The 26,244-nt window shown below is 43.5% G+C and carries 23 protein-coding genes; 8 read left to right on the top strand and 15 right to left on the bottom strand.

Going from position 1 to position 26,244, the window contains the following annotated elements; translation table 11 throughout:
• Nucleotides 1-76 precede the first annotated feature (76 nt).
• A complete protein-coding gene (locus K360_RS0102685; protein ID WP_024821648.1) occupies nucleotides 77-652 on the bottom strand; it encodes a uracil-DNA glycosylase in 576 nt (191 codons plus the stop codon).
• Nucleotides 653-800: 148 nt separating this feature from the next.
• Between K360_RS0102685 and K360_RS0102680 the strand changes: the two genes are divergently transcribed.
• Complete coding sequence (locus tag K360_RS0102680; RefSeq protein WP_024821647.1) at nucleotides 801-1,589, top strand: 3'-5' exonuclease family protein; 789 nt, start codon at nucleotides 801-803, stop codon at nucleotides 1,587-1,589.
• Between the two features lie 57 nt (nucleotides 1,590-1,646).
• Entirely contained in the window at nucleotides 1,647-2,639 is a 993-nt protein-coding gene (locus K360_RS0102675) for a lipoate--protein ligase (protein WP_024821646.1), read from the top strand.
• A gap of 115 nt (nucleotides 2,640-2,754) precedes the next feature.
• Here K360_RS0102675 and K360_RS0102670 read toward each other — a convergent pair whose 3' ends face one another.
• From K360_RS0102670 to K360_RS0102660, 3 genes are all read right to left on the bottom strand, one after another.
• Nucleotides 2,755-3,831, bottom strand: coding sequence for an ABC transporter ATP-binding protein (locus K360_RS0102670; protein WP_024821645.1), 1,077 nt, complete (start codon nucleotides 3,829-3,831; stop codon nucleotides 2,755-2,757).
• A gap of 3 nt (nucleotides 3,832-3,834) precedes the next feature.
• Nucleotides 3,835-5,529, bottom strand: coding sequence for an ABC transporter permease (locus tag K360_RS0102665; RefSeq protein ID WP_024821644.1), 1,695 nt, complete (start codon nucleotides 5,527-5,529; stop codon nucleotides 3,835-3,837).
• Nucleotides 5,530-5,592: 63 nt separating this feature from the next.
• Entirely contained in the window at nucleotides 5,593-6,600 is a 1,008-nt protein-coding gene (locus tag K360_RS0102660; protein WP_024821643.1) for an ABC transporter substrate-binding protein, read from the bottom strand.
• A 363-nt stretch (nucleotides 6,601-6,963) separates the two neighbouring features.
• On the opposite strand from K360_RS0102660, the gene K360_RS0102655 reads away from it, so the two are divergent.
• The 6 genes from K360_RS0102655 (at nucleotide 6,964) to K360_RS0102630 (ending at nucleotide 13,761) form a co-directional block, all read left to right on the top strand.
• Entirely contained in the window at nucleotides 6,964-7,971 is a 1,008-nt protein-coding gene (locus K360_RS0102655) for a lipoate--protein ligase (RefSeq protein WP_024821642.1), read from the top strand.
• Between the two features lie 20 nt (nucleotides 7,972-7,991).
• A complete protein-coding gene (gcvT, locus tag K360_RS0102650; RefSeq protein WP_024821641.1) occupies nucleotides 7,992-9,083 on the top strand; it encodes a glycine cleavage system aminomethyltransferase GcvT in 1,092 nt (363 codons plus the stop codon).
• A gap of 23 nt (nucleotides 9,084-9,106) precedes the next feature.
• Nucleotides 9,107-9,508: a glycine cleavage system protein GcvH gene (gene gcvH / locus K360_RS0102645; protein ID WP_024821640.1), complete on the top strand. Its 402-nt coding sequence runs from the start codon at nucleotides 9,107-9,109 to the stop codon at nucleotides 9,506-9,508.
• Nucleotides 9,509-9,512: 4 nt separating this feature from the next.
• On the top strand, nucleotides 9,513-10,853 hold the full coding sequence (gcvPA, locus tag K360_RS0102640; protein ID WP_024821639.1) for an aminomethyl-transferring glycine dehydrogenase subunit GcvPA: 1,341 nt from the start codon (nucleotides 9,513-9,515) through the stop codon (nucleotides 10,851-10,853).
• A 3-nt stretch (nucleotides 10,854-10,856) separates the two neighbouring features.
• Entirely contained in the window at nucleotides 10,857-12,326 is a 1,470-nt protein-coding gene (gene gcvPB / locus K360_RS0102635) for an aminomethyl-transferring glycine dehydrogenase subunit GcvPB (protein ID WP_024821638.1), read from the top strand.
• A gap of 85 nt (nucleotides 12,327-12,411) precedes the next feature.
• Nucleotides 12,412-13,761: a dihydrolipoyl dehydrogenase family protein gene (locus K360_RS0102630; protein ID WP_024821637.1), complete on the top strand. Its 1,350-nt coding sequence runs from the start codon at nucleotides 12,412-12,414 to the stop codon at nucleotides 13,759-13,761.
• 134 nt (nucleotides 13,762-13,895) lie between these two features.
• Here K360_RS0102630 and K360_RS0102625 read toward each other — a convergent pair whose 3' ends face one another.
• From K360_RS0102625 to K360_RS0102575, 11 genes are all read right to left on the bottom strand, one after another.
• Entirely contained in the window at nucleotides 13,896-14,600 is a 705-nt protein-coding gene (locus K360_RS0102625; protein WP_024821636.1) for a GntR family transcriptional regulator, read from the bottom strand.
• A gap of 186 nt (nucleotides 14,601-14,786) precedes the next feature.
• The gene (locus tag K360_RS0102620) at nucleotides 14,787-15,974 is read right to left on the bottom strand and encodes a M20 metallopeptidase family protein (RefSeq protein ID WP_024821635.1); all 1,188 of its coding nucleotides are present in this window, start codon (nucleotides 15,972-15,974) and stop codon (nucleotides 14,787-14,789) included.
• A 33-nt stretch (nucleotides 15,975-16,007) separates the two neighbouring features.
• On the bottom strand, nucleotides 16,008-17,102 hold the full coding sequence (locus tag K360_RS0102615) for a M24 family metallopeptidase (protein ID WP_024821634.1): 1,095 nt from the start codon (nucleotides 17,100-17,102) through the stop codon (nucleotides 16,008-16,010).
• A 173-nt stretch (nucleotides 17,103-17,275) separates the two neighbouring features.
• A complete protein-coding gene (locus K360_RS0102610; RefSeq protein WP_024821633.1) occupies nucleotides 17,276-18,805 on the bottom strand; it encodes an ABC transporter substrate-binding protein in 1,530 nt (509 codons plus the stop codon).
• Between the two features lie 87 nt (nucleotides 18,806-18,892).
• Nucleotides 18,893-20,422, bottom strand: coding sequence for an ABC transporter substrate-binding protein (locus K360_RS0102605; protein WP_024821632.1), 1,530 nt, complete (start codon nucleotides 20,420-20,422; stop codon nucleotides 18,893-18,895).
• Between the two features lie 52 nt (nucleotides 20,423-20,474).
• Nucleotides 20,475-21,671 (bottom strand): M20 metallopeptidase family protein, encoded by a 1,197-nt coding sequence (locus tag K360_RS0102600; RefSeq protein WP_024821631.1) that lies wholly within the window; start codon nucleotides 21,669-21,671, stop codon nucleotides 20,475-20,477.
• A 32-nt stretch (nucleotides 21,672-21,703) separates the two neighbouring features.
• Complete coding sequence (locus K360_RS0102595; RefSeq protein ID WP_024821630.1) at nucleotides 21,704-22,306, bottom strand: hypothetical protein; 603 nt, start codon at nucleotides 22,304-22,306, stop codon at nucleotides 21,704-21,706.
• Nucleotides 22,306-23,295, bottom strand: a complete 990-nt coding sequence (locus tag K360_RS0102590) for an ABC transporter ATP-binding protein (protein ID WP_051461090.1) — start codon at nucleotides 23,293-23,295, stop codon at nucleotides 22,306-22,308. The genes K360_RS0102595 and K360_RS0102590 overlap by 1 nt, the downstream gene beginning before the upstream one ends.
• Entirely contained in the window at nucleotides 23,292-24,290 is a 999-nt protein-coding gene (locus tag K360_RS0102585; RefSeq protein WP_034326199.1) for an ABC transporter ATP-binding protein, read from the bottom strand. The genes K360_RS0102590 and K360_RS0102585 overlap by 4 nt, the downstream gene beginning before the upstream one ends.
• Before the next feature lie 10 nt (nucleotides 24,291-24,300).
• On the bottom strand, nucleotides 24,301-25,152 hold the full coding sequence (locus K360_RS0102580) for an ABC transporter permease (protein ID WP_024821627.1): 852 nt from the start codon (nucleotides 25,150-25,152) through the stop codon (nucleotides 24,301-24,303).
• Nucleotides 25,153-25,167: 15 nt separating this feature from the next.
• Nucleotides 25,168-26,091 carry an ABC transporter permease gene (locus K360_RS0102575; RefSeq protein ID WP_024821626.1) on the bottom strand — a complete coding sequence of 308 codons (924 nt, stop codon included), beginning with the start codon at nucleotides 26,089-26,091 and terminating at the stop codon, nucleotides 25,168-25,170.
• Between the last annotated feature and the right edge of the window lie 153 nt (nucleotides 26,092-26,244).

Here is a 26,244-nt window from a genome sequence, read left to right as displayed (position 1 = left end):
TTTGGGAGTGTTTCGCCTATCAGCTCCTTTTCATAAAATTTTCCAGCTTACAACCTTTCATAAAGCAAAAAAGAGGCTACTTTTCAAAGAACTTTTTTACTTCCTGCAAATCTAAAAGAGTTTGGGCAAGAGGATGTCCTTCCTCTCTGGATCGATTCCTTAAAAGATAGCTGGGATGGAAGAGAGGGCGGATCAAGAGAGATCGTCCCTGAAATTTCCATGGATAGAATTGACCACGAAGAGCAGTCATTCCTTTTTTTGTATTAAGGAACCACTGGGTTGGTGTATTCCCCACCGTAAGGATAAGATCAGGAGCAAAAAAAAGAATCTGCTCTTCCAGAAAAGCTCGGCATGCTTCTATTTCACATTCCTTAGGTTTCCTATTCTCTGGGGGCCGACACTTAACCATATTAGTAATATAGAAAGAATCCCGAGATACCCCTGCCTCTTTCATGAGTTCACTAAGAAATTTTCCAGACCTGCCCACAAAAGGTCGCCCCATCTCATCCTCCCTGGCTCCTGGCGCTTCCCCTACCAGCATAGCCTTACTACAAGGGGAACCTTCTCCTACTACTATGCGATGACGCTCTTCCCATAAAGAACAGAGGCGACACTTATCTACACGCTGCTCTAAAGTAAAAATATCTGCCATAGAATTTCGTAAACCCCCTGATAGATAGTTGAATCAAAGTAATTCTATCATCTCATTCGAGATTTCATTTTCTTAAATATGGCATCTCTTACTATAAGGTAAAAGAAATGGTAAAATTTACAACTACCCTTTCAAAGGAGCGTTGCCTATGAACTTTGCCGTGTTCGACCTTGAAACAAATGGAATGAAGGGAAGCTCGGTAGTTTCCACATCGTCTATCATTTTTGATGATAGGGGGCAAATACTGGACTTCTTCAATCGATTCTATTACCCGACCGAAAAACCTGACCCTGCTACCGAACGCATACATGGCCTTACCATTGATCGAATATACTGGTTTCGTCAAACAGGATCTTATCCCCCTTACTTTCTCGACGATTTGCTCAGCTTGTACTCTTTTTGGGAGCGATGGCATATAACAGGCGTGGTTGTGCATAATCTCGCTTTCGATACCTCTTTCCTTCCTCCAGAAACAGTACGAAAGTGGAAATGGTGGTGTTCTATGCTTGGATTAACAAATTGGTGTGCTATCCCCAATCCCAAAAACTCTTCTCTTTTCAAATGGCCTAGACTGAATGAAGCCAAAATAAAAGCTGTCGCTCACCTTAAAACTCCCGCTCTTTTAAAAGAAATGGAAGAGAAGCTGCCCAAAGAAATGGGGCATTATTCTCTTAGTGATTGTTTCGAACTTTATGGCATCTTCACTCGGGTCTGGGCTTCATGCCCGGAATTAGTCTCTTTTCGACATTATAGAAATCGCTACTATGCTCCTAAAAAAGAAGATTATGTCACTCCTTCTCCTTTAACACCCGATCCTTTTGTAATCAAAGGTCTTTTGTTCGCTCAAGCCTTGGCACATGTCTGTCACCAGGCAGAATACGGGACAGAGTTAAAAAAAATAATAGAACATTATGAGGGACTGAACATGCCCCTTTAAGGTCAGATAAAGACAATTTTTTTATACTCGTTTGGGCCTATATAATGGAGGAACCTTATGTTTTATATAGAAAATAACAATACGAACCCTTTTTTCAATCTGGCCTTTGAGGAATATATTTATTCTCTTTTAAACCGCTACAAGGAACAGTTCATGCTTCTTTGGCAAAATAAACCTGCAATTATAATTGGACGGTTCCAAAATACAGCAGCAGAGATTAATGCCGAGTTCGTTGAAAAACAAGGGATCCATGTAGTGCGACGGATTACAGGAGGAGGTGCCGTCTATCACGATCTGGGGAATCTTAATTATTCTTTGATTGTTCCTAATGATACGGATTTTTCTTTTAACTTTCATAAATACACCCTCCCTATTATTCATGTTTTGAAAGGATTGGGAGTTGATGCAGAATTTAACAGCAGAAATGACCTTACAATTTGTGGGAAAAAATTTTCAGGAAACGCACAGCACATGGATAATCATCGATTGCTACATCATGGAACGCTACTTTTCAACTCGGACCTGGAGGTTCTTTCCCGCGCTTTGCAGGTAGACGAGAGCAAATTTCAATCAAAGGCTGCCAAGTCTGTAAGAAGCAGAGTGACAAACATAAAACCATGGCTTCCTATATCAATGACTATGGAGGAGTTTAAATTATCTGTTATTGAAGAAATGAGCAAAACTCAAAGAATTGAAAAATACGAGCTTTCTGATGAAGATTTTAAAAACATAGAAGACCTTGCGACTCAAAAATATAGTACTTGGGCATGGAACTGGGGAAAGTCCCCTCAATTTACAGAAAAAAAAAGCCACCGCTTCAAGGCTGGCAAAGTAGAAATCTATTTCAACGTGAAAGACGGCATTATCATTTCATGTAAAATATATGGCGACTTTTTCGGTGATGAAAATATCGGGGAACTCGAAAAAAAACTTGAAAATTGCCAGTATGAAGAAGCGTCTCTTAAAAAACGTTTGGCCCCCATTCCCTTAAACAAATACTTTGTAGCTATTCCTTCAGAAGAACTTCTGAATTTAATATGTGCAAGGTAAATTTCTAGCACATATAAGGGGAAATACAAGGGAACTACATTATTGCTATGAAAAATACGCCGCCATTTCTTGCCAGATATTAAATTAATCAAAAAGAGTAACCGTGAACCATTTATTATTCCGATCTCAGCAAATGAAGAGCTCCTTCTTTGAAAAGATACGCTACTGATTCTCCTACTTGGAAGAAGTCGTTAGTAAGAGGATTCACCATATGAACGATCATAGAATCTTTCATACTATTCGTTTTTATTTCATATTCAATAATGGTTCCTAAGAACGTACGCCGAACAACCACTCCGTTCCCGTCCCCCGCAGTATCACGACGAAGAAAGATACCTTCTGGCCGAACTGTTGCCAAAACTTTTTCCCCCTGCCTGCTTTGAGGGGGTACGCTTTTTATATGCACTGCAGAATTTCCGATCTGAACTGTATTTTCGTCTAGAACAGTAGCTGGGATAAAATTGACCTTGCCAATAAAAGCTGCCACAAATATATTGGCTGGTTTTGCATAAAGATCCTGAGGAGTTCCCACCTGTTCAATTTTCCCTTGGTTCATGACCACAACACGATCCGAGATGCTCATTGCTTCAGCCTGGTCATGAGTAACATAAACACTCGTAATACCTAGGCGCTTCTGGAGACTTCGAATTTCGATACGCATCTGCTCTCGCAACTTCGCATCAAGATTGGAAAGGGGCTCATCGAAAAGCAGAAGCTGTGGCTCCATAATAATAGCCCTCGCCAAAGCTACTCGTTGTTGTTGCCCCCCTGACAATTGATTAGGCTGGCGGCGCTCTAACTCAGCTAGTCCTACTAGATCCAGCACCTGCCTCATTCTCTTCTCCACCTCTTGGTCAGACTGTCCTTTGAGACGAAGCCCAAAGGCTATATTTTCATATACATTGAGGTGGGGGAAAATAGCGTACGATTGAAAGACCATAGTGGCATTCCTATGATTAGGCGCTACATCATTAACTCTTTTCGTTCCGAAAAAAATATCTCCCTCTGTAGGATCTTCAAAACCAGCGATCATTCGAAGTAACGTAGTTTTGCCACAACCGCTAGGACCTAATAACGTTACAAGCTCTCCTTCTTTAACATGAAGAGAGACATGATTCACCGCTAAGAAACGGCTAGCCGGATCATCGTAACTACCAAATTCCTTCACCAGATTCTCTATGCGAAGTTCCATGATTTACAGCTCCTTCGAAATTTCCATCGCTTTAATACCGCCAGATCGGCCAAGCACCAGCCGGCTAATCACGACAATGGCACAAAGCACAATCGCGACCAAAATAACGCTAAAGGCTGCTGCCACTCCCAATCTCCCCGATCCCACTTCGTTAAGTATTTGAACTGTCAAGAGATTCCATCGAGCAGAAACAAGGAAAATAGCAGCACTAATAGCTGTCATCGCTCTTACAAAGGCAAAGACAAGCCCGGAGAAAAAAGCCGGTGCTATGAGGGGAAGAGTAATTTTTCTAAATGTCGTAACACCGTCTGCGCCTAAATTTCGCGCCGCTTCTTCTATAGTGGGATCAATTTGTCTCAAGACAGCAACTCCAGACTGGATCCCAACTGGAATATATCGAAAAATAAAATTTAAAACAAGAATGGCGAGGGTACCAATAAGAAGAATTGGTTTTTTGTTGAAGGCTAAAATATACCCAATGCCCACCACCGTCCCAGGTACTGCAAAATTCAAAATAGAAAGGAATTCCAATGCTCCCTTTCCGGGAAAGGTCAAGCGAACAACCATGAAGGCTATGAGCATCCCCAACAATCCAGAGACAGGTGTAGCTAAAGCAGCTACAACAAGAGTATCTTTAATGGCACCGAAGCCTACACCTAAAGCATAGGCAAAATGTTTAAAAGTAAGGGAGAAATCATATCCCCACACCTGCGTTACAGCTCCCAAGAAGATAGTACCGTAAAAAAGCAAGACGAGAGAGGCAAAAACAATCACAAAAGACTGAAGGCATTTTCTTGCCCCACGGCTCACTAATTTGGACGAGGAAGAGACAGGCTTGCCAGTAACCGTGGTATATTGTCGTTTTTCAAGGTAATAACGCTGAACAGCAAAAGCAGTAATAGACGGGATAAGCAACACTACAGCAAGTGCAGCTCCTAAAGGCAGATTGAAGGAGCCTGTAATTTCGAGATAGGCCTGAGTGGAGAGCATGGGAAATCTGCTCCCAGCAAGAACCAGAGGGTTCCCAAAATCTGCGAGGGATTCAATAAGAACAACGAGAAAAGCGCTCGCAATCCCCGGCAAACTTAATGGAAAAGTAACTTTAATAAAAGTCTGCCATCGAGAAGCCCCGACATTCATCGCTGCATCCTCCAAGGTAGGATTGAGAGATTCTAATACACCACGAAGAGTAAGGTATGCGACTGGAGCAAAAGTAAAGACCTGAGATAACAATACTCCCTTAAAGCCATAGATGCTAAAATTTTTCAACCCCAAAACACCCTTCGTGACCAGTCCATTGGCACCGAATAACATAAGAATGGATAGAGAACTGGTAAAAGGAGGGGAAATAATAGGAAGAATAAAAAGGACATGAAGAAGCCGTTTACAAGGGATAGCCGTACGAGTAACAGTAAAAGCAGCTATATACCCAATGAAAACTCCTATAATTCCTGTAAAGAAACCCACTAAAAGGCTATTTACAAGAGCGCTCCGCAAATAACGGAACGTAAAAAAACGTCGGTAATTAGCGAAAGAAAAAACACCCGCCTGAGTTTGGAAACTTTTTAAAAGGACAGAAATGAGAGGATACAACACAAATATAAGCAAGGAAATTGCAACAAGAGCAACGAGGAAAGCGAGTAGAGGATCTCGCCAGAGCAACTGCAATTCACGCCGAGCTCGTCGAAAAGGCACCATAAAAGGACCTCCTGAAAAAAGGGGCGGGAGAAAGCTCCCGACCCCTGTAATTTTTAACAAAGACTATTGTCCAAGGACCTCTGTTACCCAACGTTCAATCAGGCGATCCTTATCTTTAGCCGCAGCTTCTCTATCGTAGTCCACCAATTTGATCTCTGCGAGAGCCGGCAAACCTGCACCTGCCGATACATCGCTTCGCACAGGGAAGAAATAAGTTTTGTTCTCACTTAAAGCCTGTTGTCCCTGTTTCGACAGAATCCAATCTACAAGTTTCTTCGCTTCGTCTATGTTTTTAGCTCCTTGCAAAATGGAAAGAGCCGCAGCCTCATACCCAACCCCTTCTTCAGGGAATATTACTTTTGCTGGGAAGCCTTCATCCACAAGTTTCAAGAAAGCAGGAGTAAACTGAATGGCTACTTTTGCTTCTTTTATGGCTAAGTTCTTGCTGGGGCCTGTGCCACTCTGGGTGTAGGTCTGAATGTTAGGATTAAGAGCTTTCATATACTCAAAGGCACCATCTTCACCGTAAATAGATATAAGATTCATCATAATGGCAAATGCCGTTCCAGAAGCCTGCGGAGAAGGCATCTGGATCATTCCCTTTAACTTTGTGTTTTTAAGATCTTCCCATGAACTCGGAATAGAAATTCCCTCTTCTTCCAGAGCATCCGGCAAAACACCAATCCCTATAGGATTCATATAAAAAGCATGCCAATACCCTTCCTCATCTTTAAAATTAGAAGCCAGATTTGCTGCCTCGGGAGAAAGGTATGACTGAGTCAAACCTCGATCTTTAGCCACAATATGGTTCTCATTAGGGGCTCCAAACCAAACATCAGCCTGAGGGTTCGCTTTTTCTGCCTCGATACGGCTCAAAGCTGGCCCTGAAGACAGAAAAACCATCTGGACCTTCACACCAGTATCTTGTGAAAACGACTCAAGAAGGTGACGAGCGTTTTCCTCATCGACGCTTGAATAGACAACAAGGTCTCCGCCCCAAGCCTGCAAGGGCAAAATGCAGACCAACGATAGAAGAAGCACTGAAATAAACAACCCTAACTTCCTGTTCATATAGCACGTTCCTCCTTTTTACTGTACCTCATGTATTTGTAGTATAATTAACATTCATGAAAATAGCTTGTCATATGACCATATAGTTTCACTATAGCATATAATCATCATAGGATACGTTCCATGAATTGCCCGTTAATTCTGAATTTATTTTCTACTGTTCTGCACGTTGACTTTAACTCAATATTCGATAGACTTAAGTTATTCATTGCACTAAGTAGTTTGTATCTTAAATAACATAATACCTTGAGCCCCAAAATGTCGCAAAAAAGCGAGTCCTGGTTGAGTGGTCGGGAGCTTCAAAGCGTGGCCTCAAAAAAGGAAATAAGCTGGGGCTTTTTGTTTCAGGGGGTGCCGTAGAACGTGTCGAACGTGAAAACTTTTCTCGCCGAATCTCCTTTTTTCGACCCATGGATGAACCTAGCCCTTGAGGAATATCTCCTCTCCCAAGTAGCTGACCGTGGAGTGATGTTGTATCTTTGGCAAAACCAGCATACTGTGGTAATAGGACGGAATCAGAATGCGTGGAAGGAATGTAGAACAACTCTCCTATCAGCGGAAAATGGGAAATTAGCTCGGCGCCTCTCCGGTGGGGGTGCTGTTTATCATGATCTTGGGAATCTGAACTTTACCTTTCTTGCATCTCCCCTTACTTATGACTTTATTCGACAAATTAAGGTTATTATCGCGGGGCTTCGGTTACTGAATATACCTGCGTATTTCGGTGGTAGAAACGATATTTTCGTGGACGAACGAAAGTTTTCAGGAAATGCTTTCTATATGGGGAAAGCTGGTCGCTACCATCATGGAACACTCTTAGTTGATGTGGACATAGAGAGAATGGCTCGTTATCTTCAGCCACCTACCGCGAAACTCCAGGCTAAAGGGATAGATTCAGTGCGTTCTCGCGTCATTAACTTAAAAGAGATAAATTCTTCTTTAACAATTCCGAAACTCAAAGAAGCCTTACAAACAGCTTTTCTTGCAGAATATGGCGGGAAAGGCGACGAATTATCACTGGAAGAACTCAGTCATACACTCCCCATGCAGAAGCTTTATGAAAAATATCAAAGCGCATCATGGATTTATGGTCGTACTCCCGACTTTGATGTGGAATTGGAACATCGTTTTGAGTGGGGGCACGTACAAGTAGGTTTTCACGTTCAGGGAGGAAACGTGAGTCGCAGTGTCGTCTATTCCGATGCGATGGATGCAGAGCTTATTGCCAATTTGGCTCCCTGTTTCCAGGGCATTCCTCTTAATGGAACTGATTTAGCACAGGCATTGCGAAGAGACTATAAAGGTTCTATTCCCCAAGAAGTAGACGATTTGGCAACTTGGCTTGAAACAGAGTGGGCCAAGATGTTTTAACATGACATGGAGGTGAGGTTGTGAGACAAACAGCGCTATATGAAAAGCACCTAGCCCATAATGGGAAAATGGTCGATTTTGGCGGCTGGGAACTTCCTGTCCATTACGAGGCAGGAATAGTCGAAGAGCATCGGAGAGTGCGATCTGCAGCCGGTATTTTCGATGTTTCACACATGGGAGAGGTACGGGTTACGGGTCCTAAGGCTGAGGAATGGCTTCAGTACATGATGAGCAACGATGTTACCGCTATGGAAGAAGGACAGGTCATCTATACTTTCATGTGCTACCCCAACGGAGGAGTTGTAGACGACCTTTTGATCTACAAAGTTTCCAAAGAGAATTATTTCCTCGTTATCAACGCTTCCAACACAGAAAAGGATGTTATGTGGCTACAAGACCATGTAAGAGAGGGAGCTTCTGTGGAAGACCTTTCTCCGCAATATAGCGAGGTTGCTCTTCAGGGCCCCAAAGCAGAAGCAATCCTTGCGAAAATTGCGAAGTTCGATCCCAAGGATCTCGGTTTCTTTCGCTTTGTAGAAAATGTGGACGTAGCGGGAGCCAAGGCCCTTGTCTCCCGAACAGGCTACACAGGAGAAGATGGTTTCGAAATTTACGTACCGTGGAATGATGGCCCTAAGGTGTGGGATGCCATCATGGAAGCAGGAAAAGAGTTCGGAATTCTTCCGGCAGGACTTGGTTGCAGAGATAGTCTTCGCTTCGAAGCTGGACTGCCTCTTTACGGACATGAGCTCGGGGCTCATATTACTCCTCTTGAAGCAGGATTAGGATTCTTTGTAAAACTTGATACCGCTTTCATAGGGAGAGATTGTCTCGCTGCGATGAAAGAAAAGGGAGTTCCTCGTAAAACAGTAGCTCTTGAAATGGTAGACAAGGGAATTCCCCGGGAACATTATGAAGTCAGAGCGAAAGGGCAGACCATTGGAAGGGTTACTACTGGTGGTTATTCCCCAAGTCTTGAGAAAAGTATCGCCCTTGCTCTAGTGGAAGCCGATGCAGCTAATGAAGAAGAGATGCTTATCGTTATTCACGGTAAAGAGAAAAAAGCAAAAAAGGTAAAAAAACCTTTTTATCAAAAACACTACAAACGGTAAAAGAGAAAAGGAGGTCTAGAATAATGGCAAAGGTGCTTAAAGAACTGAAGTACACAGAGACTCACGAATGGGTAAAAGTAGAAGACGGTAAGGCTCGAATTGGTATTACAGATTATGCTCAGCACGCTATGGGCGACATTGTTTATGTAGAGCTTCCTGAAGAAGGAGCAGAGGTATCTGCTGGAAGCGACTTCTGCGTAGTCGAGTCTGTTAAGGGCGCGAACGATGTCTACTCTCCAGTAAGCGGAACTATTGTTGAAAGCAACTCTGAACTGGAAGACTCTCCTGAACTTGTGAATGAAGATCCCTATGCAAGTTGGATTGCTGTTTTGGAAATGTCTGATCCGTCCGAACTTGATAACCTTTTAGACTGGGAGGCCTATAAGAAGCTGTGTGACAGCCTCGAAACCCAAGAGGGGGCGTAAATATATGGCACGGTTTATCCCAAATACAGAAGAACAGCGGCAAGAGATGCTTCGAACTGTCGGAGTGTCTTCTATAGATAGTCTCTTTGCCGATATACCAGAGTCGATTCGGTTGGGTAAAAATCTTAATATTCCCTCAGCCCTTTCTGAGCTGGAGCTCTCTCGCCAGATATCTTCTATGGCTGCGCAAAATGCGAATGCTCAGGACTACGCTTGTTTTCTTGGAGCCGGGGTTTATGACCACTTTATACCCACAGTGGTAAATCATCTGGCTGGCAGACAGGAGTTTTTAACCAGCTACACTCCTTATCAGCCAGAGGTAAGCCAGGGAACTCTACAAACCATATTCGAATATCAGACTATGATATGTGAACTTACGGGTATGGATGTGGCAAATGCTTCCATGTATGATGGAGCTACAGCCATGGCTGAGGTAGCTTTTATGGCTGCTGCATCTACAAAACGAAGCGAAGTGCTCGTAGCTCGTTCCGCAAATCCTGAAAGTAAAAAAGTACTTGAAACATATGCTCCATATCAACATATCAAAGTAACGGAAATAGGTTTCAAAAATGGGCAGCTTGATGTGGACGATCTAAAAAAACATCTTTCTGATAACATTGCAGCTGTCTTCGTTCAAACTCCTAATTTCTTCGGAGCTCTTGAAGACCTGAAAGGTATTGGGGAGATTGTAAAAAATGCTGGCGCTCTCTTTGCTGTAGCTACGGACCTTATGGCTCTTAGCCTTTTAGAACCTCCTGTAACTTTTGGAGCAGATGCAGTTATTGGTGATGGACAGCCCATGGGGAATGCTATGTCTTTTGGTGGCCCTGGATTTGGTTTCCTTGCTGTTACCAAAAAATACATGCGAAAAATCCCCGGACGTGTTGTAGGACAAACTCTGGACAGAAATGGGAAAACAGGTTACGTCTTGACCCTTCAGGCTCGAGAACAACACATTCGGCGCGAAAAGGCCACTTCAAATATCTGCTCTAACCACAACTTAAATATTGTTATGGCGACAATTTATATGAGTCTCATGGGCAAAAAAGGACTTCGAGAAGTAGCAGAAGCGTGTCTGCAAAAAGCTGCTTACACTCGCGATCTTCTTATTGAAGATAAAAAATTCAAGCCTCTTTTCGATGCACCTTTCTTCCGGGAATTTGCCGTAATTTGCCCGGAAACACCAGAGGCTCTCAACAAGCGTCTTTTCGAGCAAGGGTTCATTGGCGGATACTCCTTGTCCCGAGAATATCCTGAGCTCGAAAACTCTTGGCTTGTTGCAGTCACAGAGAAACGAACTCGTGATGAAATTGACCGGTTTGCCCGGATCGCAAGGGGGGAATAAGGCATGATTAGGCTTGTACCGCCCATTTTTGAGAAAAGCGTGCCGGGGCGTAAAGGATACTCTCTTCCAAAGCTAGATGTACCTAAAAAAGACGTCGAGAGCATTATTCCTCACGCCATGTTGAGGAAAGAGGAAGCAGATCTTCCCGAGGTAAGCGAGGTCGACGTGGTACGTCACTTTACTCGTCTTTCTCAGTTAAATTACGCTGTAGACGAGGGGCTCTATCCTCTTGGTTCCTGTACTATGAAGTACAACCCCAAACTAAACGAGGACATGGCCAAACTTACAGGGTTCTCTGAGATACATCCATTGCAGGATACGAAAACCGTTCAGGGGGCATTGGCTCTCATATACGAGCTTTCTGAGATGCTGGCAGAAATCACCGGAATGAAAGCCGTCTCCCTACAGCCCGCAGCAGGAGCTCATGGAGAACTCACAGGGAATATGATCATCAAAGCCTATCACCAGCATCGCGGCGATACGAAGAGAACGAAGATGATCGTACCTGATACGGCTCATGGGACAAACCCTGCATCAGCTGCTGTGGCCGGATTCGAAGTCGTTGAAGTAAAATCCAACGAACGGGGCAATGTAGATATTGAAGCTCTAAAAGCCCTTATGTCTGACGAAATCGCCGGCATTATGCTCACCAACCCCAACACATTGGGGCTCTTTGAAGAAGATATCCTAGAAATTGCGAAGATCATTCACGACGCAGGTGGCCTTCTTTACTATGATGGAGCAAATGCGAACGCTATTCTCGGAAAAGCTCGACCTGGCGATATGGGATTCGATGTTATACACCTCAACCTCCATAAATCTTTCAGTACACCTCACGGCGGAGGGGGGCCTGGCTCAGGTCCAGTTGGCGTTTGCGAGAAACTCGTTCCTTTCTTACCCTCTCCATTAGTGGTGAAGAACAACGATAATACGTATGACTTCGATTACGACCGACCTCTTTCTATAGGGAAAGTACGTTCTTTCTACGGCAATTTTGGAGTGTTGGTCAGAGCCTACACGTATATTCGAACTATGGGGCCAGATGGATTAAGAGCAGTGGCAGAAAATGCCGTTCTTAATGCGAATTACGCACAGGCGATGCTCAAAAAAGATTTTGTTCTTGATTTCGATAGGATATGCAAACATGAGTTTGTTTTATCGGGGAAAAAGCAGCATAATGAATTTGGAGTGTCTACTCTTGATATGGCAAAGAGACTGATGGATTATGGATTCCACCCATCCACAGTCTACTTCCCACATCTCGTGGAAGAAGCCATAATGATAGAACCACCAGAAACAGAAAGCAAAGAAGAAATTGATGCATTCATACAAGCTCTCCTAGCTATAGCTAAGGAAGCTGAAGAGAAACCTGAATGCTTCAAGGATGCTCCGTACTGCACTATCGTTTCCAGGCTTGACGAAACGCAAGCTGCCAGAAAGCCCGTGCTCCGCTGGCAGCCTGAAGAAGAATAATAAGAGACACGAAGCGAAAGGGGCCCGGAGGAATATTTCTCTACCGGGTCCCTTTCTTTCATGGGAAATAGCAGGAGGTGGATTTATGTACGATGTAATCGTCCTTGGTGGGGGTCCTGGAGGAAATAAGGCCGCCGAGCTCGCTGCCAAAAACGGTTTGAAAACAGCTATGATCGAAAAAGATCGACTTGGTGGAACATGCCTCAACAGAGGCTGCATACCCACAAAAGCCTATTATGCTCGCATTGTTGGTGGGCACGGATCTGTTGAAGACATGTGGGCTCATAAAGAACAGATTGTAGGGAAGTTGCAGGAAGGGATCTCTACCCTTATGCGTATGTCTGGCGTGGATGTAGTCCACGGAACAGGTACGCTACAGCACGTTGAAGGAACAAAGGTCGTAAAGGTTCAGACATCAGATGGGGAACGCCTTATAGAAGGGAAACATCTTATTATAGCTACCGGAGCCAGATCTCTGGCTATGGCCTTCGAGGGCAGCGATTTACCGGAAGCTATTACTGGAGATTATGCTGTAATGTATCCTGAACTTTGGAAATATCCTGAATGCGGGAATATTAAATCGGTGGCAGTAATAGGAGCTGGCGTTATCGCAGTAGAACTCGCTGTTCTTCTTCGTCGAATGGGACGAGAAGTGACGATATTGAAACATTCTGATCAAGTTTTGCGTCGTTCAGATAAAGACATAAAGAAAAAGCTTATCCAGTCTCTCAAAAAGATGAAGATCAAAATGGTTGATTACTTCACCCCAGAAAAAGCCGTTCGAGAAGAAGGACATATAGCTCTTTATGGAACAACTCCTAAAGGAGCTGAAAAGATTATCTGTGACCGTTTTCTCCTCGCCTCAAGTATGGTTCCTATTCTTGATGGGTACGGCCTTGAGACAAGTGGCATAAACTATTCCAAAAAAGGGATTACCGTGGATAAACATATGCAGACAAACATACCTGATGTTTATGCCATCGGTGATGTAACCGGTGGAATGATGCTGGCCCATCTGGCAGAATATCATGCTTTAGCTGCCATAGAGCACATTCTTGGCCGAGAATATATTATTAATCCAGATCACGTTCCATGGTGTGTTTTTACAGACCCCGAGATTGCTGTAGCTGGCATTACCGAGGATGAAGCTGAGGCACGTAATATCCCTATAAAAACGGCCCGCGCCTATTTCTTAGGAAATGGAATGGCCCAAGCTCTTAATGAGACAGACGGGTTTATCAAAGTCATAGCCTCTAAAGAAAATGGGCAGATTCTCGGTGTTCACATTGCGGGACCTGAAGCTTCCTCTCTCATTGGCGAGGCAGCCTTAGCAGTAGCACAAGGGATGACGGCACGGGATGTAGCCCGAACCATACATCCACATCCAACCCTTACTGAATGCTTTAAAGACGCTCTTTTCCGTCTGGAAGAATAAAAATAGAAAAAAGAAAATGGGAGAGATTTCTCTTAATAATCTCTCCCATTGCCATCTCTTCTTTATTCTTGGCCCCTCTCTACCACTACGTGAAGCTGTGGAAAAAAGAGAAACAACCATGATATGGGATTTTATCACTCTGTATTACGTTGATTGCCTGGAGAAATAACAGCCTCTCTTCCTAACCTTCGAAATAGTAAGGCTCGCAGTTTTTCTAACTCTTTTCTTTTCAGACATTGAATAATCATGTCGTGGGTTGCAACGCTAGCCTTCATCTGCCAGTCCTTATAAAGCCATCTGTCGAAAGAACAACGAATTTGATAGAAAAGATTTCTGAGCATCTTTTTAGTCCAAAAACAATCGCTTTGAGCAAGAGAGCAAAGATAGGAGTGAAACGTCATCTCCTTCTCAGCAAACTCGAATGCCTTTTTATCTCCCAAATCAGGACTGTTCATAATCTCGTACAGTTCTTTATTGAGAACTTCGAGCTGCTCTATATCTTTCTTGCTTGGTCCTCCTTCAACAATAACAGATTCCAGAAGAGTGTGTTCCAAAAGGACACGCAACTTATTGATCTCAAAAAAATCTTCTTCTCGGAAAGTCGAAACAAACCAGCCTTTATATCTGATTGAGTAGATTAACCCCTGTTCTTCCAGCTCATTCAAAGCTTCGCGAACAGGGGACCTGCTCACACCTAAAGTACGAGAAAGCTCTCTTTCATTAATTTGATCTCCACAGCGCAACGATTTTTTCTCAAAAACCTGCTCTCGAATATGACGAATAACAAGGTCTTTTAATTTTCCTTGAAGATTGGTATTGTGCCTCTGCTCTTCTGGCATACGCATTTCCCCCATCTTGGCCGATTAATTGGTCGACCAAAATGAAATTTACCATCTAAAAGGACACTGGTCAACCTAAAAAGTCATATTGATACCTTTATTACGAATAAATAACAGTTTTCATGATATAATTATAGGTTATAAGAATATTTCAATAAAAGAATTTTTCTCCGTAACGTATTTATTCTACTGATTTGCCTCAAGAACAAACTGAACAAACAAAGCTGTGCCATATGGAAGGGCCTCTTCTGGGAAAACAAAGCTGCCATTATGAAAAACAGGCGCACCCTTTTGAGGATCACATAGGCCTAAACGTGCAAAAACACCCTCTGGGACAACTTCTAAGTATCTAGAAAAATCTTCAGAGCCCATTGCTGGAATATCAATATACTTTACGCTCTGTTCTCCAATTAGTTTCTGTGCACTCTCTCGAACAATTTTTGCTACTTCTGGAGAGTTCGTCAGAGGTGGAACTCCATAATGATAATCTAGTTTCGCTTCACATTTGTAGCTAGAAGCCACTCCCTGAACAACATCACGAATACGTTCTTCTATCGTATTTCTCGTCTCCATATTCTGGCATCTGACGGATCCCGAAAATTCTACTGTTTCAGGAATAATATTCTTTGCTGTACCGCCGTGAATTTCACAAACAGAGATCACAACATTATCGAGGGCATCAATTTGCCGAGTGATGATACTTTGAATGGCCATTACAGAATTCGAGGCAGCTAATATAGGATCACAACCTGTACGGTGAGGATACGCTCCATGACCACTCGCTCCAGTAATTTTAACGGTAAAGAAGTCAGAAGAGGCCATATATGCCCCCTCTCGCAAAGCTATCTCACCAATGTTATAAAAGGAATGCCCGTGAAGGCCCAAAATATAATCAACCTTCGGGTTATCAAGAACACCTTGCTCTATCATATATTTTGAGCCGTCCAGATTTTCTTCCGCCGGCTGAAAGAGGAGCTTCACTGTTCCGGAAAAGTGATCTTTCATACCTAGAAGTATTTTAGCTGCGCCTAACAGCATGGCTGTATGGCAATCGTGGCCACAAGCATGCATTACACCCGGAACGATAGACTTATCTGGCACATCTGCCGTCTCCTGGATAGGAAGAGCGTCCATATCTGCGCGGAGAGCCGTAACCTTTCCTTTCCCTTTTTTCTTCCCCTCAATGATGCCTAAAACTCCCACGTTTAAACCAAGAGGAACCATCTCTATTCCCATTTTTTTTAGCTCAGATTGAACAAAAGCTGTAGTTGCAACCTCTTGCATACTGAGCTCTGGCTCTCGGTGAATTTTACGTTTTACTTGAACAATATATTCTTTTAAATCAAAGGATTTCTGAAGAATTTCAGAAGCCAAGAAAGATCGCCGTCCCTTCATATCATATTTGATTTATAGGATAGTAAGTTCTTTAGAGAATAATGTGATGATTTCTTTACCTGACTCTGTCAGCATCATAAGATCTTCAATACGAACTCCAAACGTACCTTCAAGATAAATTCCCGGCTCTATGCTGAAACAGTTCCCCTCAACAAGGGGAATATCATTTCCTTGGGATATATAAGGAGCCTCATGGCCATCCATGCCTATTCCATGCCCCAGACGATGGTTAAAAGCTTCACCATACCCATGTTTTGTGATAATATCTCGAGCTACGCTATCAATATCTCTCGGAATAGCGCCAATTTGAACTTTCTCCTCTGCCGCAAGCTGCGCTTCTAAAACAATTTCATATACTTTTCTCTGCTCATCTGTTGGAGTCCCAACAAAAAAAGTTCTCGTCATGTCATGACTGTATCCATCGTACCATCCCCCTGAATCAATCATGACAACATCTCTCTCTTGCACTACACGGTTATTGTCTCTTGCATAGTGAGCTTTCCCACTATTGGGGCCCGTACTAACGCCAGGAATACGAGGAGCCCCCCCATGGGATTCGTGGAAATTCATAACGAATCTAACAATATCGCTCTCATATATACCCGGCCGAATATAAGCCTTGACAGCTTCCATCATTTTGTCATTCATAGAAGATGCTTTTCTCATAAGCTCGAGTTCTTTTTTGTTTTTTATAGATCGCATAGGAGCAAGGAGTGAAAAGCCATTGACACACTCCACATTCGTCCCTTGAACAGCGTCGATCATGTCACCGGCTTCAATACCTCTCGTGAAAGCAATTCGCGGAGAATGGGGCAACCCTACGCGAGAGAGCCCCTCTTTGAAAGTATTTTGGAACCAGTCATTATCATTCCATTCTAGGATCGGAATATCTCTCTCAATGCTTTTCACGTCTCCTCTATGAAGAGAGGGGCATAAAAAGAAACTTTTTCCTTCCTTTGTAACAAGAGCACCTTTAAGGCGGGAGTCTGGTCGGAAATCTAGTCCAGTTACATACTTTAAATCAGAGGAGGGGGCAAGAAAAACAGCATCCAGCTCTTTCTGGTTTAACAGCTCTACCAGTTTTTGGAAACGGTCGTGATCCACCATGTTTTCCTCCTGTTATTCACATTTAAATATTGAGATTGTGTCTATAGAAAGGATGCAGGCTATATAAAAACAACAACGTCGTTTGGAATATATTTTAAAAAGGCCCTGCTCCACCCTCGTATAAGAAAAGGCCCAAAGGCGAAGCAGGGCTACAGGGTCGATAGATTTGAAAACTAGTCTTCTAAGGCTAAGTCTCCCAAATAATTCAAACGGCCATCATAAAAGTTCTCAAGCCCCACCAAGTCTTTTCGCGCGCCATAGAGCTCGTTGGGCACTGTAAGGACGACCACAGGATGGAGTTCATCCAGCCGATCCCATATTTTCTGGAAGAGTTCCTTTCGTTTCCCTTCATCAACAGTGGTATTCACTGTATCTATATAGCTATCAAGAGTTTCGTCTTTCAACGCTGTCCAGTTTGTAGCCCCAATGCTCGATGAATGGAAAAGAGGAAGCCAGTACTGGCCAGCATCTCGGTTGGTCTGCATGCCCCATCTGCTTATAATAAGATCATGGGTATTTTTCTTTACTTGCTCATCAAACACTCCAGATTCAAAAACCTGAATGTTAACTTTGATTCCCACCTGGGCAAGCATGGACTGAATGACAGTAGCTCCATTAACCTGTTCCTGGAAGTTGCTCATCCACAAATCCAGTGTCATCCCATCAGCATAACCAGCCTCTTTCAGAAGTTCCTTCGCTTTCTGAACATCGCAGGAATAAGATTTTACTCCCTGTGGAGTAAAAGTGCTCGCTGCAAGAAGAGGACCGGCAGGAACAACAGATTTATCCTGGTACACTACTGCGTTATAAGCTTCCTTGTTTAAGGCGTACTCAATAGCGAGGCGTATGCGAGGATCGTTAAGGGGCTTCTTTTGAGTATTCATTCCGAGATACGTAAGCACAAGTCCAGGTGCTTCCACAACCTTCACTTTAGAAGACCCTTCCAACCTGGCACAATCAGAAGGAGGCAACGCATAGATCATGTCAACTGTACCTGTTTCAAGAGCGATCACTCGGCTGCTATCATCAGGAAGGACTAAGAAAGTTAAATTCTTGAAGTTAGGTTTCTTACCGTGATAATCTTCAAATGCTGTTAACTCTACACGCTCGCCTTTTACCCAACTCTTGAACTTAAAGGGGCCTGTCCCTATAGGATTCCGGAAATATTCCGAACCAGCTTCTTCCACTGCTCTTTTGCTATATATACTTGCATAAGGATGTTTCATAGACTCAAGCCAGCCGCCTACAGGTCCGCGAGTTTTTACAATTACCGTATACTTATCGATAATCTGGAAACCATCAGGATCGATAAATTTCCCCTTAGAGCCAGCAAACACAGATTCAGGGGATGTGGCTCGTTTTAAAGAGTAAACCACATCTTCAGCTGTCAGCTCATCACCATTATGAAACTTTACGCCTTTTTTGAGATAAAACTTATAAGTCTGGTCATCTAGTATCTCCCAGCGCTCAGCTAAAACAGGCACAAGCTCTTTTGTCTTGCCATCTACCGTAACAAGAGGCTCATTAATATGTTTAATAACGGCAAAAGACATACTATCCACAGCTTTTTGAGGATCAAGGCTTTTCGCGTCTCCTGGAATACCAAGAGTAAATGCATCCATGGAAGCTGCGAAACCCATTGTCGTTAAAACCATAAGCAACAAGGCGACACACAAAGCACGCAAAATGATTTTCTTACCCATAATATATCCATCCTTTATGGAAGAAGTTAGAGTTGCGACCGAGTTTTTACAAATCACCCAAAATAAACGCTGTCAACTCTTTAAAAGCTATTCTTGTATGGAAAGATCTCCAAGATAGTTAAGCTGCCCATCTGCAAAATCTTCCATGCCTACAAGATCTTTTCGGCCGCCATATATCTCGTCGGCAATTGCGAGAGGGACGATGGGATGGACTTCATAGAGCCTGTCCCAAGCCTGCTGCAGAAGAGCGGCACGTTCCTTTGCGTTTACTGTAATCTGTGCTTTATTAAGAATAGGCTCAAAAACAGAGTCGTTCATTCGAGCCCAGTTTGATGAACCAATAGCTCCAGAGTGGAAAAGTCCTACCCAGTACATGCCAGCATCACGGTTTGTCTGCATTCCCCATGTGGCAATAACCATGTCGTGATCCTTACCCTTGGCTTTTCCGTCCAACACTCCAGATTCAAAAACCTGAATGTTAACTTTAATTCCCACCTGGGCAAGCATGGACTGAATGACTGTAGCTCCGCTAACACGATCCCGGAAGTTACCTGTCCAAAGTTCCAGCGTGATTCCATCAGGATACCCAGCCTCTGCCAAAAGAGCCTTTGCCTTTTCAGGATCATAGGGACAGGGTTCTGCATTTGCAGGAGTAAAGGTACTTGCTGTGGGCAGAGGTCCATAAGGTTTTACAGAGTTACCCTGATACACGATCTCGTTGAAAGCATCTTTGTTAAGAGCATAATCAATAGCGAGACGAACGCGAGGATCATTCAGAGGCTTCTTATCGTTGTTCATCCCTAAGTACAGAATACGAAGTCCCGGCGCATTGACAACCTTTACCTTGGAAGAATCTTTAAGCCGATCGTAATCACTTGGTGGAACAGCATAGATCATGTCAACAGACCCTGTTTCCAGAGCAATAACACGGCTGCTATCATCAGGAAGGATAAGGATATTCAGGTTCTTAAAGTTAGGTTTCTTACCATGGTAATCTTCAAAGGCTGTCAGCTCTATACGTTCGCCTTTTACCCAGCTCTTAAATTCAAAGGGACCTGTTCCTACAGGGTTTCTGAAATATTCGTCACCTGCTTCTTCTACAGCTTTCTTATTAAAAATATTTGCATAGGGGTGTTTCATAGACTCTAGCCAACCACCTATAGGGCCACGAGTTTTTACAATCAAGGTATATTTATCAATAATTTCAAAGCCTTCTGGATCAATGTAGGCTCCTCTTGACTTTGCGAAGAGAGACTCAGGTGAAGCTGCTCTTTTCAGGGAAAAAACTACATCCTCGGCAGTAAGTTCTTCGCCGTTGTGAAACTTTACGCCTTTTTTGAGATAGAACTTGTACGTCTGGTCGTCCAATATCTCCCAGCGCTCAGCCAATACGGGAACAAGTTCTTTTGTCTTGCCATCTACTGTAACAAGAGGCTCGTTAATATGTCTAATAACGGCAAAAGACATTGTATCTGTGGCTTTGTGAGGATCAAGGCTTTTAGCATCTCCAGGGAAACCTACTGTAAGCGTGTCCATCCCTGCTGCAAAGCCAGTTGTAGCCACTATTGTCAACATTGCCACTGCAAACAATAAACCTAAAAAGCTCTTTCCCTTCATATACCGTCACTCCTTGAAAATATGATAGGTGCTACCACGTAGAATAGAAAGATCATTCATCTTCTTGAAGAGCGTCAAGGACTGCGCCTGTCATCACCTCCATACCGATAGGAATTGCCTTGTCATCAACATAGAAATCAACTGAGTGAGTTGGACAGTGCGGTCCCTCGGGAGTTCTGACACCTAAGCGGAAAAGCGCGCCAGGTGCTTTTTCCAAAAAGTATGCATAGTCTTCGCCCCCCATAGCCGGCGAAGGTAAATCCACCACGCGGTTCACAGACTCCACATTTTGGCAGACTCGGCGAATACGATTGACCCATTTTTTATCTACACATGTAGGAATTATTTCAGGCGTAATCTCCACTGTGACTTTTGCACGAAGTCCCTGCCCCACGCTCTTCGCTATTTCACAAACTCGGCGATGAAATAGCTCTTGCGTAGTTTTACGAAGATAACGAATAGATCCTTCAAGAACAACAGGACCGCCAATATAGGAATTAGATATTCCTCCTTCAATGCGGCCAAAGGTGACAAAAGCACAGTCAGTAGGGGCTAACTCCCGCGATCCCAAGCTTTGAAGAGTGGTCACTATAGTAGAGGCTGCAAGAATCGTATCCACTCCATAGTGAGGATATCCTCCATGGGCCTGTTTCCCTTCTACTGTTATTTTTAACTCGTCTACACCAGCAGTCATAAAATCATCCCGAACCCCTATTTCTCCCACATATATATCTGGGAGTGCGTGAAGGGCCAAAACCCCATCCACATGAGGGCTCTCCATTACGCCTGCCTCTATAAACTCTTTCCCTCCACCTAATACTTCTTCTGCGTGTTGGAAAAAGAACTTTACGCACCCAGAAAATTGATCCCTCATCTCGCTAAGAAGCCAAGCTGTTCCAAGCAAAATAGCAGCATGAGAGTCATGCCCACAACCATGAAAAACTCCATCCTTTTTTGAAGCATATGGAACTCCAGATTGTTCTTGGATTGGCAGCGCATCAATATCAGCGCGAAGGCCTATACAACGTTTAGGGCCATCTCCTGTGCCATAAAGCTCCGCATAAACACCTGTCTTACTTCGACCAATTCTGCGGACCACATCCACATGAAAAGAACGTAGTTTTTCTTCGATCAACCTAGACGTTTCTACTTCACAAAAGCTTAGTTCTGGATTTTCATGGATTCTGTGTCTCCATTGGATAACATCATCCGATATCTCCCGAACTTTCTGTGCAAGAAATTCCTTCATGCCTCGGCCTCCGTTCCACAAAGGGACCCTCTCTATGCAGTTTTGTCCTTCAATTGCTTTTGAATATAGGTTAAAGCCCGTCTATATGTACCTTCATTGGGACAATAAATCCGCAAAAGAGTTCCTCGTTCCCCCTTAAGAAGTATTGTTCGAAGAGCATCTACTGCCTGATAACAACGTACGTTGTTCCATGAAACTGCCTTCGTTACATTTCGCTTGGAAGTAACTGTAACGGGATCTGCTGGGAAGGGGCGCCAATGCACGCTGTCTTTCAGGGAAAAAAACTTTCCCTTCATACTTTCACTGTAAACCCTATCAACATCAAAACGATAGAGCACTATATAATGGTTTTGAAAGAGTAGAAAGGCAACAATCACAAAGGCTCCTGCTGCAAATGCAACAAGATAATTGGCAAAAATAACAGCAGTTCTCACGTAGACTCCAATCGTCACCCCACCCAAAAAAGATTGAACAAAAGTAACGAAAACGACCGCGATTCCCCATAAAATAGCCAGGGAAACACTTATATCCCACAGGATTAAAGGATTTGTTCCTATAGGCACACCTACAAACCAACGTACGTGTTCTAAAAATTGTTCTGGCTCTTGGCGTATCGTGTTTCCCATAGCTTTCATTACTTATGACGTTCCAGATGTCGCGTAAAATGGCAAGAGACAAAATGCCCTGGCTCAATCTCAGTAAGGGTTGGAGTCTCCTTCTGACAAATTTCTTGGCGATAGGCACAACGACCTGCGAATCTGCACCCTGATGGAGGATTAATCGGGCTAGGAACATCTCCTTCAAGCAAAATCCTTTTATTCTTGTTATCCAAGTCTATAACTGGCACCGCTGAAAGCAACGCTTGTGTATAAGGGTGAAGAGGCTCTTTAAAAAGCACTGTATTACCTGCCTTTTCTACAACCTGACCCAGATACATAACAGCCACTTCATCAGAGACATAACGGACAACGCTGAGATCATGAGATATAAAAAGATAGGTATAATCCCGATCTCTCTGCAAATCACCAAGAAGGTTGAGAATTTGGGCCTGAATACATACATCTAACGCAGATACTGGCTCATCAAGAACAATAAATTCCGGATCAAGAGCAAGAGCTCGGGCTATTCCAATACGCTGACGTCGCCCTCCGTCAAGTTCATGAGGGAAGGATGTGGCGAGACGCTCAGCAAGTCCCACAGTATCCATCAATGTTTTAATCTTGACATCCATTTCTTTTTTATCAGAGCACGCCTTATTGATTAACAAGGGTTCTGCAATCAGTTGCGACACTGACATTCTTGGGTTTAACGATGAAAAGGGGTCCTGAAATACTATCTGGGCTCTTTTACGGAACTCGCTTCTTTGTTCTTTATTAAATTTCAGAGCGTCCTCCCCGTCAAAAAGAACTTCCCCGCCTGTAGCTTCTATAAGGCCTATGACAACCCTTCCCAGAGTTGACTTTCCACATCCAGACTCTCCTACGAGCCCAAGGGTCTTCCCTTTAGGGATAGTAAGTGTTACGTCATCCACAGCATGCAAAAGGCCTTTATGGACATTGAAGTATTTCTTAAGATGCTTGATATCAACAAAAGCTTCATTCGTTTCGGTCTGTCCGCACACTATCGCCGACCCCCTTCAACACCCAATGGGAAATAACAATCAACAAAATGATTCGGCTCATACTCTTTCATACCACAAGCTTTTTTGTGGCAAATATCCTGAGCATAAGGACAACGAGGAGAAAAACAACACCCTTTCGGCAGATCCGTTGGATCAGGTGGAAGTCCAGGTATGACTGCAAGCTTTTTACTAATATCGCTATCAAGTTTAGGAACAGCGTTAAAAAGACCTTGTGTATAAGGATGCATCGGTTTGCTGTACAGCTGACGAATATTAGAATACTCTACGAGACGACCTGCATACATAATCGCCACATCATCACAAATTTCAGACACAATTCCCAAATCGTGAGTAATAAGGATTAACGACGTCTTCACTACCGATTGAAGCTCTTTTATGAGCTCTAAAACCTGTGCCTGAATAGTGACATCCAGAGCTGTAGTAGCTTCATCAGCGATGAGAAGGCTCGGCTTACAGGCGAGAGCAATAGCAATACCCACCCGCTGTCGCATTCCCCCAGAAAACTGGTGCGGATAATCTTTGGCCCTCTCTGTTCTGATCCCGACGAGCTGAAGCATTTCAAGAGTGCGTTTGTGCGCATCCTCTTTAGATAAATTCGAGTGAAGAGAGATCATTTCCATAATCTGCTCTTCCACTGTCATAATAGGATTGAGAGATGACATGGGGTCTTGGAAAATCATGGCAATTCGATCGCCGCGCACATGTCGCATTTCAGCTTCAGTCATCTTCATAATGTCCTGACCTTCAAAAATAATTTCGCCGTTTGTAACTTCCCCGGGAGGTGTCTGAATAAGCCGAAGCACCGCAAGAGCCGTTGTAGTTTTACCTGCTCCTGTCTCGCCTACAAGCCCCAGAGCCTTCCCCTTATGAAGGAAAAGGTTCAAATGGTTAACAGCCTCCACAACACCCGAGTCTGTATTAAAACGCACGGAAAGGTCTCGTATATCAAGAAGAGGAAGAGATTTATCATCAATCATGTCTGTCCACCTACCGTTTCTGTTTCGGATCAAGGGCATCCCGCAGACCATCACCAACACAATTCAAAGCCATAATGGTGATCATAATGGCCAAGCCAGGAGCAATGCTTAAATACGCACTGTTTCTCAGATATGGCCTTGCGGCTGAAAGCATTCCTCCCCATTCAGGGTAAGGAGGCTGAATACCCAAGCCAAGGAAACTCAAAGTAGCTGCAAAAAGAATAGCATTCGCCACACTGAGAGTAGACTGAACGATAAGAGGAGCCGCACAGTTCGGTAATATATAGAGCAAAATTATACGAGTATGACTGGCTCCCATAGCACGGGCTGCTTCTATAAATTCCATACCCTTTATAGAAAGTACCGAAGCTCTCGTGAGACGAGCAAAGCGTGGAATAGACGTTATGCCTACAGCCACCATCAGGTTAAACAAGCCAGGCCCAAGAGCAGCGGATATGACAATCGCTAAAAGGATAGTTGGAATAGCAAGCTGAATATCCATAATACGCATAAGGAAGTTATCTATTTTCCCACCGAAGTATCCGGCAATAGCTCCAATAGCCCCTCCTGCAATTAAAGAAATGGAAACAGCTATTAAGCCAACTTGCAACGAAACCCTAGAACCATAAATAAGCCGGCTCAACACATCTCGTCCAAACTCATCTGTCCCTAAAAGGTGGGCTGCAGAAGGTGGTTTTCGGATCATCATGTAGTCCTGTTCAGCGTAACCATAAGGAGCAAGATGATCTGCAAATATTGCCATGCCTATTAATATGAGAAGGATAACGAGGCCAAGAATAGCTAAGTAATTCCTCCGCAACCTTATAAGCGTGTATTTCATCATAGAATTATTCTTCAACATCTGACTCTTCCACCTCTATTTCACATGAATCCGTGGGTCGACAAAAGCATAAAGGATATCCGCTGCCAAATTAACAAAACAGAAAGCTATAGAGATAAACAGCACTCCGCCCTGAATAATAGGGTAATCACGCATGTTAATAGCCTCCAGCATCAATCTTCCCACTCCAGAGATGGAAAAAATAGCCTCTGTAACAATAGAGCCTCCCAGAAGCATTCCAAACTGCATACTGATAATGGTAAGAATTGGGATCATAGCATTGGGCAAGGCGTGACGCATAATGACTATGCTTTCTTTTTGTCCTTTAGCTCGAGCAGTACGAATATAATCGGAGCGAATAACCTCTAACATGCTCGATCTGGTTATTCTGGCAAAGAGAGCCACTGCCGATCCGGACAAAGTAATGATAGGCAAAACCATTTGGCTTGCTGAATCAAATCCCATGGAAGGCAGCCATCCCAAATGCACGGAAAAGGCGAGGATAAAAAGAAGGCCCGTCCAAAAGGTAGGCATGGAAACACCGAGTAGAGTTACAAGAGTCGTGATACTGTCTAACAAAGAATACTGACGAATTGCACAAATAACCCCCAATGGAATTCCCACTAGTGTACTAAAAGTGACAGCCCAAAAAGCGAGCTTCATAGTAACTGGTACACGCGAGGCCAATTCCATGGAGACAGGGCTCTTCATTGCATAGGAATAACCAAGATCTCCGTGAAAAACTGCCTTATAAAGATAGCGCCCCAATTGCACGAAGAAAGGGTCATCCAAACCATGCTCAGCGCGAAACGCTTCTATAGTCTCAGGAGTTGCTTCCTGACCAAGAGCAATTCGTGCCGGATCTCCAGGAGTAAAATAGAGAATTGTGAAGAGAATGATCATAACGCTCAGAACTACAGGTATAAGTAACAACATCCTCCGAATCACGTACCTAAGCACAGACAACCACCCCTCACTAAAAGTATAATTTTAGAGTGTATGGAATTACAACATAATCTGTATTTTATACATTACATTTAGAATGCATTCTTCGTTTCCCACGCCGAGAAACAGGGGCAATATAAAACACCTGTGCTTTTCCATTATCTAACT

This window comes from Aminobacterium mobile DSM 12262 (genome assembly GCF_000526395.1).
Classification (GTDB): Bacteria; Synergistota; Synergistia; order Synergistales; family Aminobacteriaceae; genus Aminobacterium; species Aminobacterium mobile.
Note: the sequence above shows the minus strand (reverse complement) of the source record. Positions and strands in the feature narration are given on the sequence as shown.

Bases quoted from the DNA above. Each gene is read 5' to 3' on its own strand.
- K360_RS0102685 (WP_024821648.1), bottom strand. From the start codon at position 652: ATGGCAGATATTTTTACTTTAGAGCAGCGTGTAGATAAGTGTCGCCTC.
- K360_RS0102680 (WP_024821647.1), top strand. From the start codon at position 801: ATGAACTTTGCCGTGTTCGACCTTGAAACAAATGGAATGAAGGGAAGC.
- K360_RS0102675 (WP_024821646.1), top strand. From the start codon at position 1,647: ATGTTTTATATAGAAAATAACAATACGAACCCTTTTTTCAATCTGGCC.
- K360_RS0102670 (WP_024821645.1), bottom strand. From the start codon at position 3,831: ATGGAACTTCGCATAGAGAATCTGGTGAAGGAATTTGGTAGTTACGAT.
- K360_RS0102665 (WP_024821644.1), bottom strand. From the start codon at position 5,529: ATGGTGCCTTTTCGACGAGCTCGGCGTGAATTGCAGTTGCTCTGGCGA.
- K360_RS0102660 (WP_024821643.1), bottom strand. From the start codon at position 6,600: ATGAACAGGAAGTTAGGGTTGTTTATTTCAGTGCTTCTTCTATCGTTG.
- gcvH (WP_024821640.1), top strand. From the start codon at position 9,107: ATGGCAAAGGTGCTTAAAGAACTGAAGTACACAGAGACTCACGAATGG.
- gcvPA (WP_024821639.1), top strand. From the start codon at position 9,513: ATGGCACGGTTTATCCCAAATACAGAAGAACAGCGGCAAGAGATGCTT.
- gcvPB (WP_024821638.1), top strand. From the start codon at position 10,857: ATGATTAGGCTTGTACCGCCCATTTTTGAGAAAAGCGTGCCGGGGCGT.
- K360_RS0102630 (WP_024821637.1), top strand. From the start codon at position 12,412: ATGTACGATGTAATCGTCCTTGGTGGGGGTCCTGGAGGAAATAAGGCC.
- K360_RS0102625 (WP_024821636.1), bottom strand. From the start codon at position 14,600: ATGCCAGAAGAGCAGAGGCACAATACCAATCTTCAAGGAAAATTAAAA.
- K360_RS0102615 (WP_024821634.1), bottom strand. From the start codon at position 17,102: ATGGTGGATCACGACCGTTTCCAAAAACTGGTAGAGCTGTTAAACCAG.
- K360_RS0102610 (WP_024821633.1), bottom strand. From the start codon at position 18,805: ATGGGTAAGAAAATCATTTTGCGTGCTTTGTGTGTCGCCTTGTTGCTT.
- K360_RS0102605 (WP_024821632.1), bottom strand. From the start codon at position 20,422: ATGAAGGGAAAGAGCTTTTTAGGTTTATTGTTTGCAGTGGCAATGTTG.
- K360_RS0102600 (WP_024821631.1), bottom strand. From the start codon at position 21,671: ATGAAGGAATTTCTTGCACAGAAAGTTCGGGAGATATCGGATGATGTT.
- K360_RS0102595 (WP_024821630.1), bottom strand. From the start codon at position 22,306: ATGAAAGCTATGGGAAACACGATACGCCAAGAGCCAGAACAATTTTTA.
- K360_RS0102585 (WP_034326199.1), bottom strand. From the start codon at position 24,290: ATGATTGATGATAAATCTCTTCCTCTTCTTGATATACGAGACCTTTCC.
- K360_RS0102580 (WP_024821627.1), bottom strand. From the start codon at position 25,152: ATGTTGAAGAATAATTCTATGATGAAATACACGCTTATAAGGTTGCGG.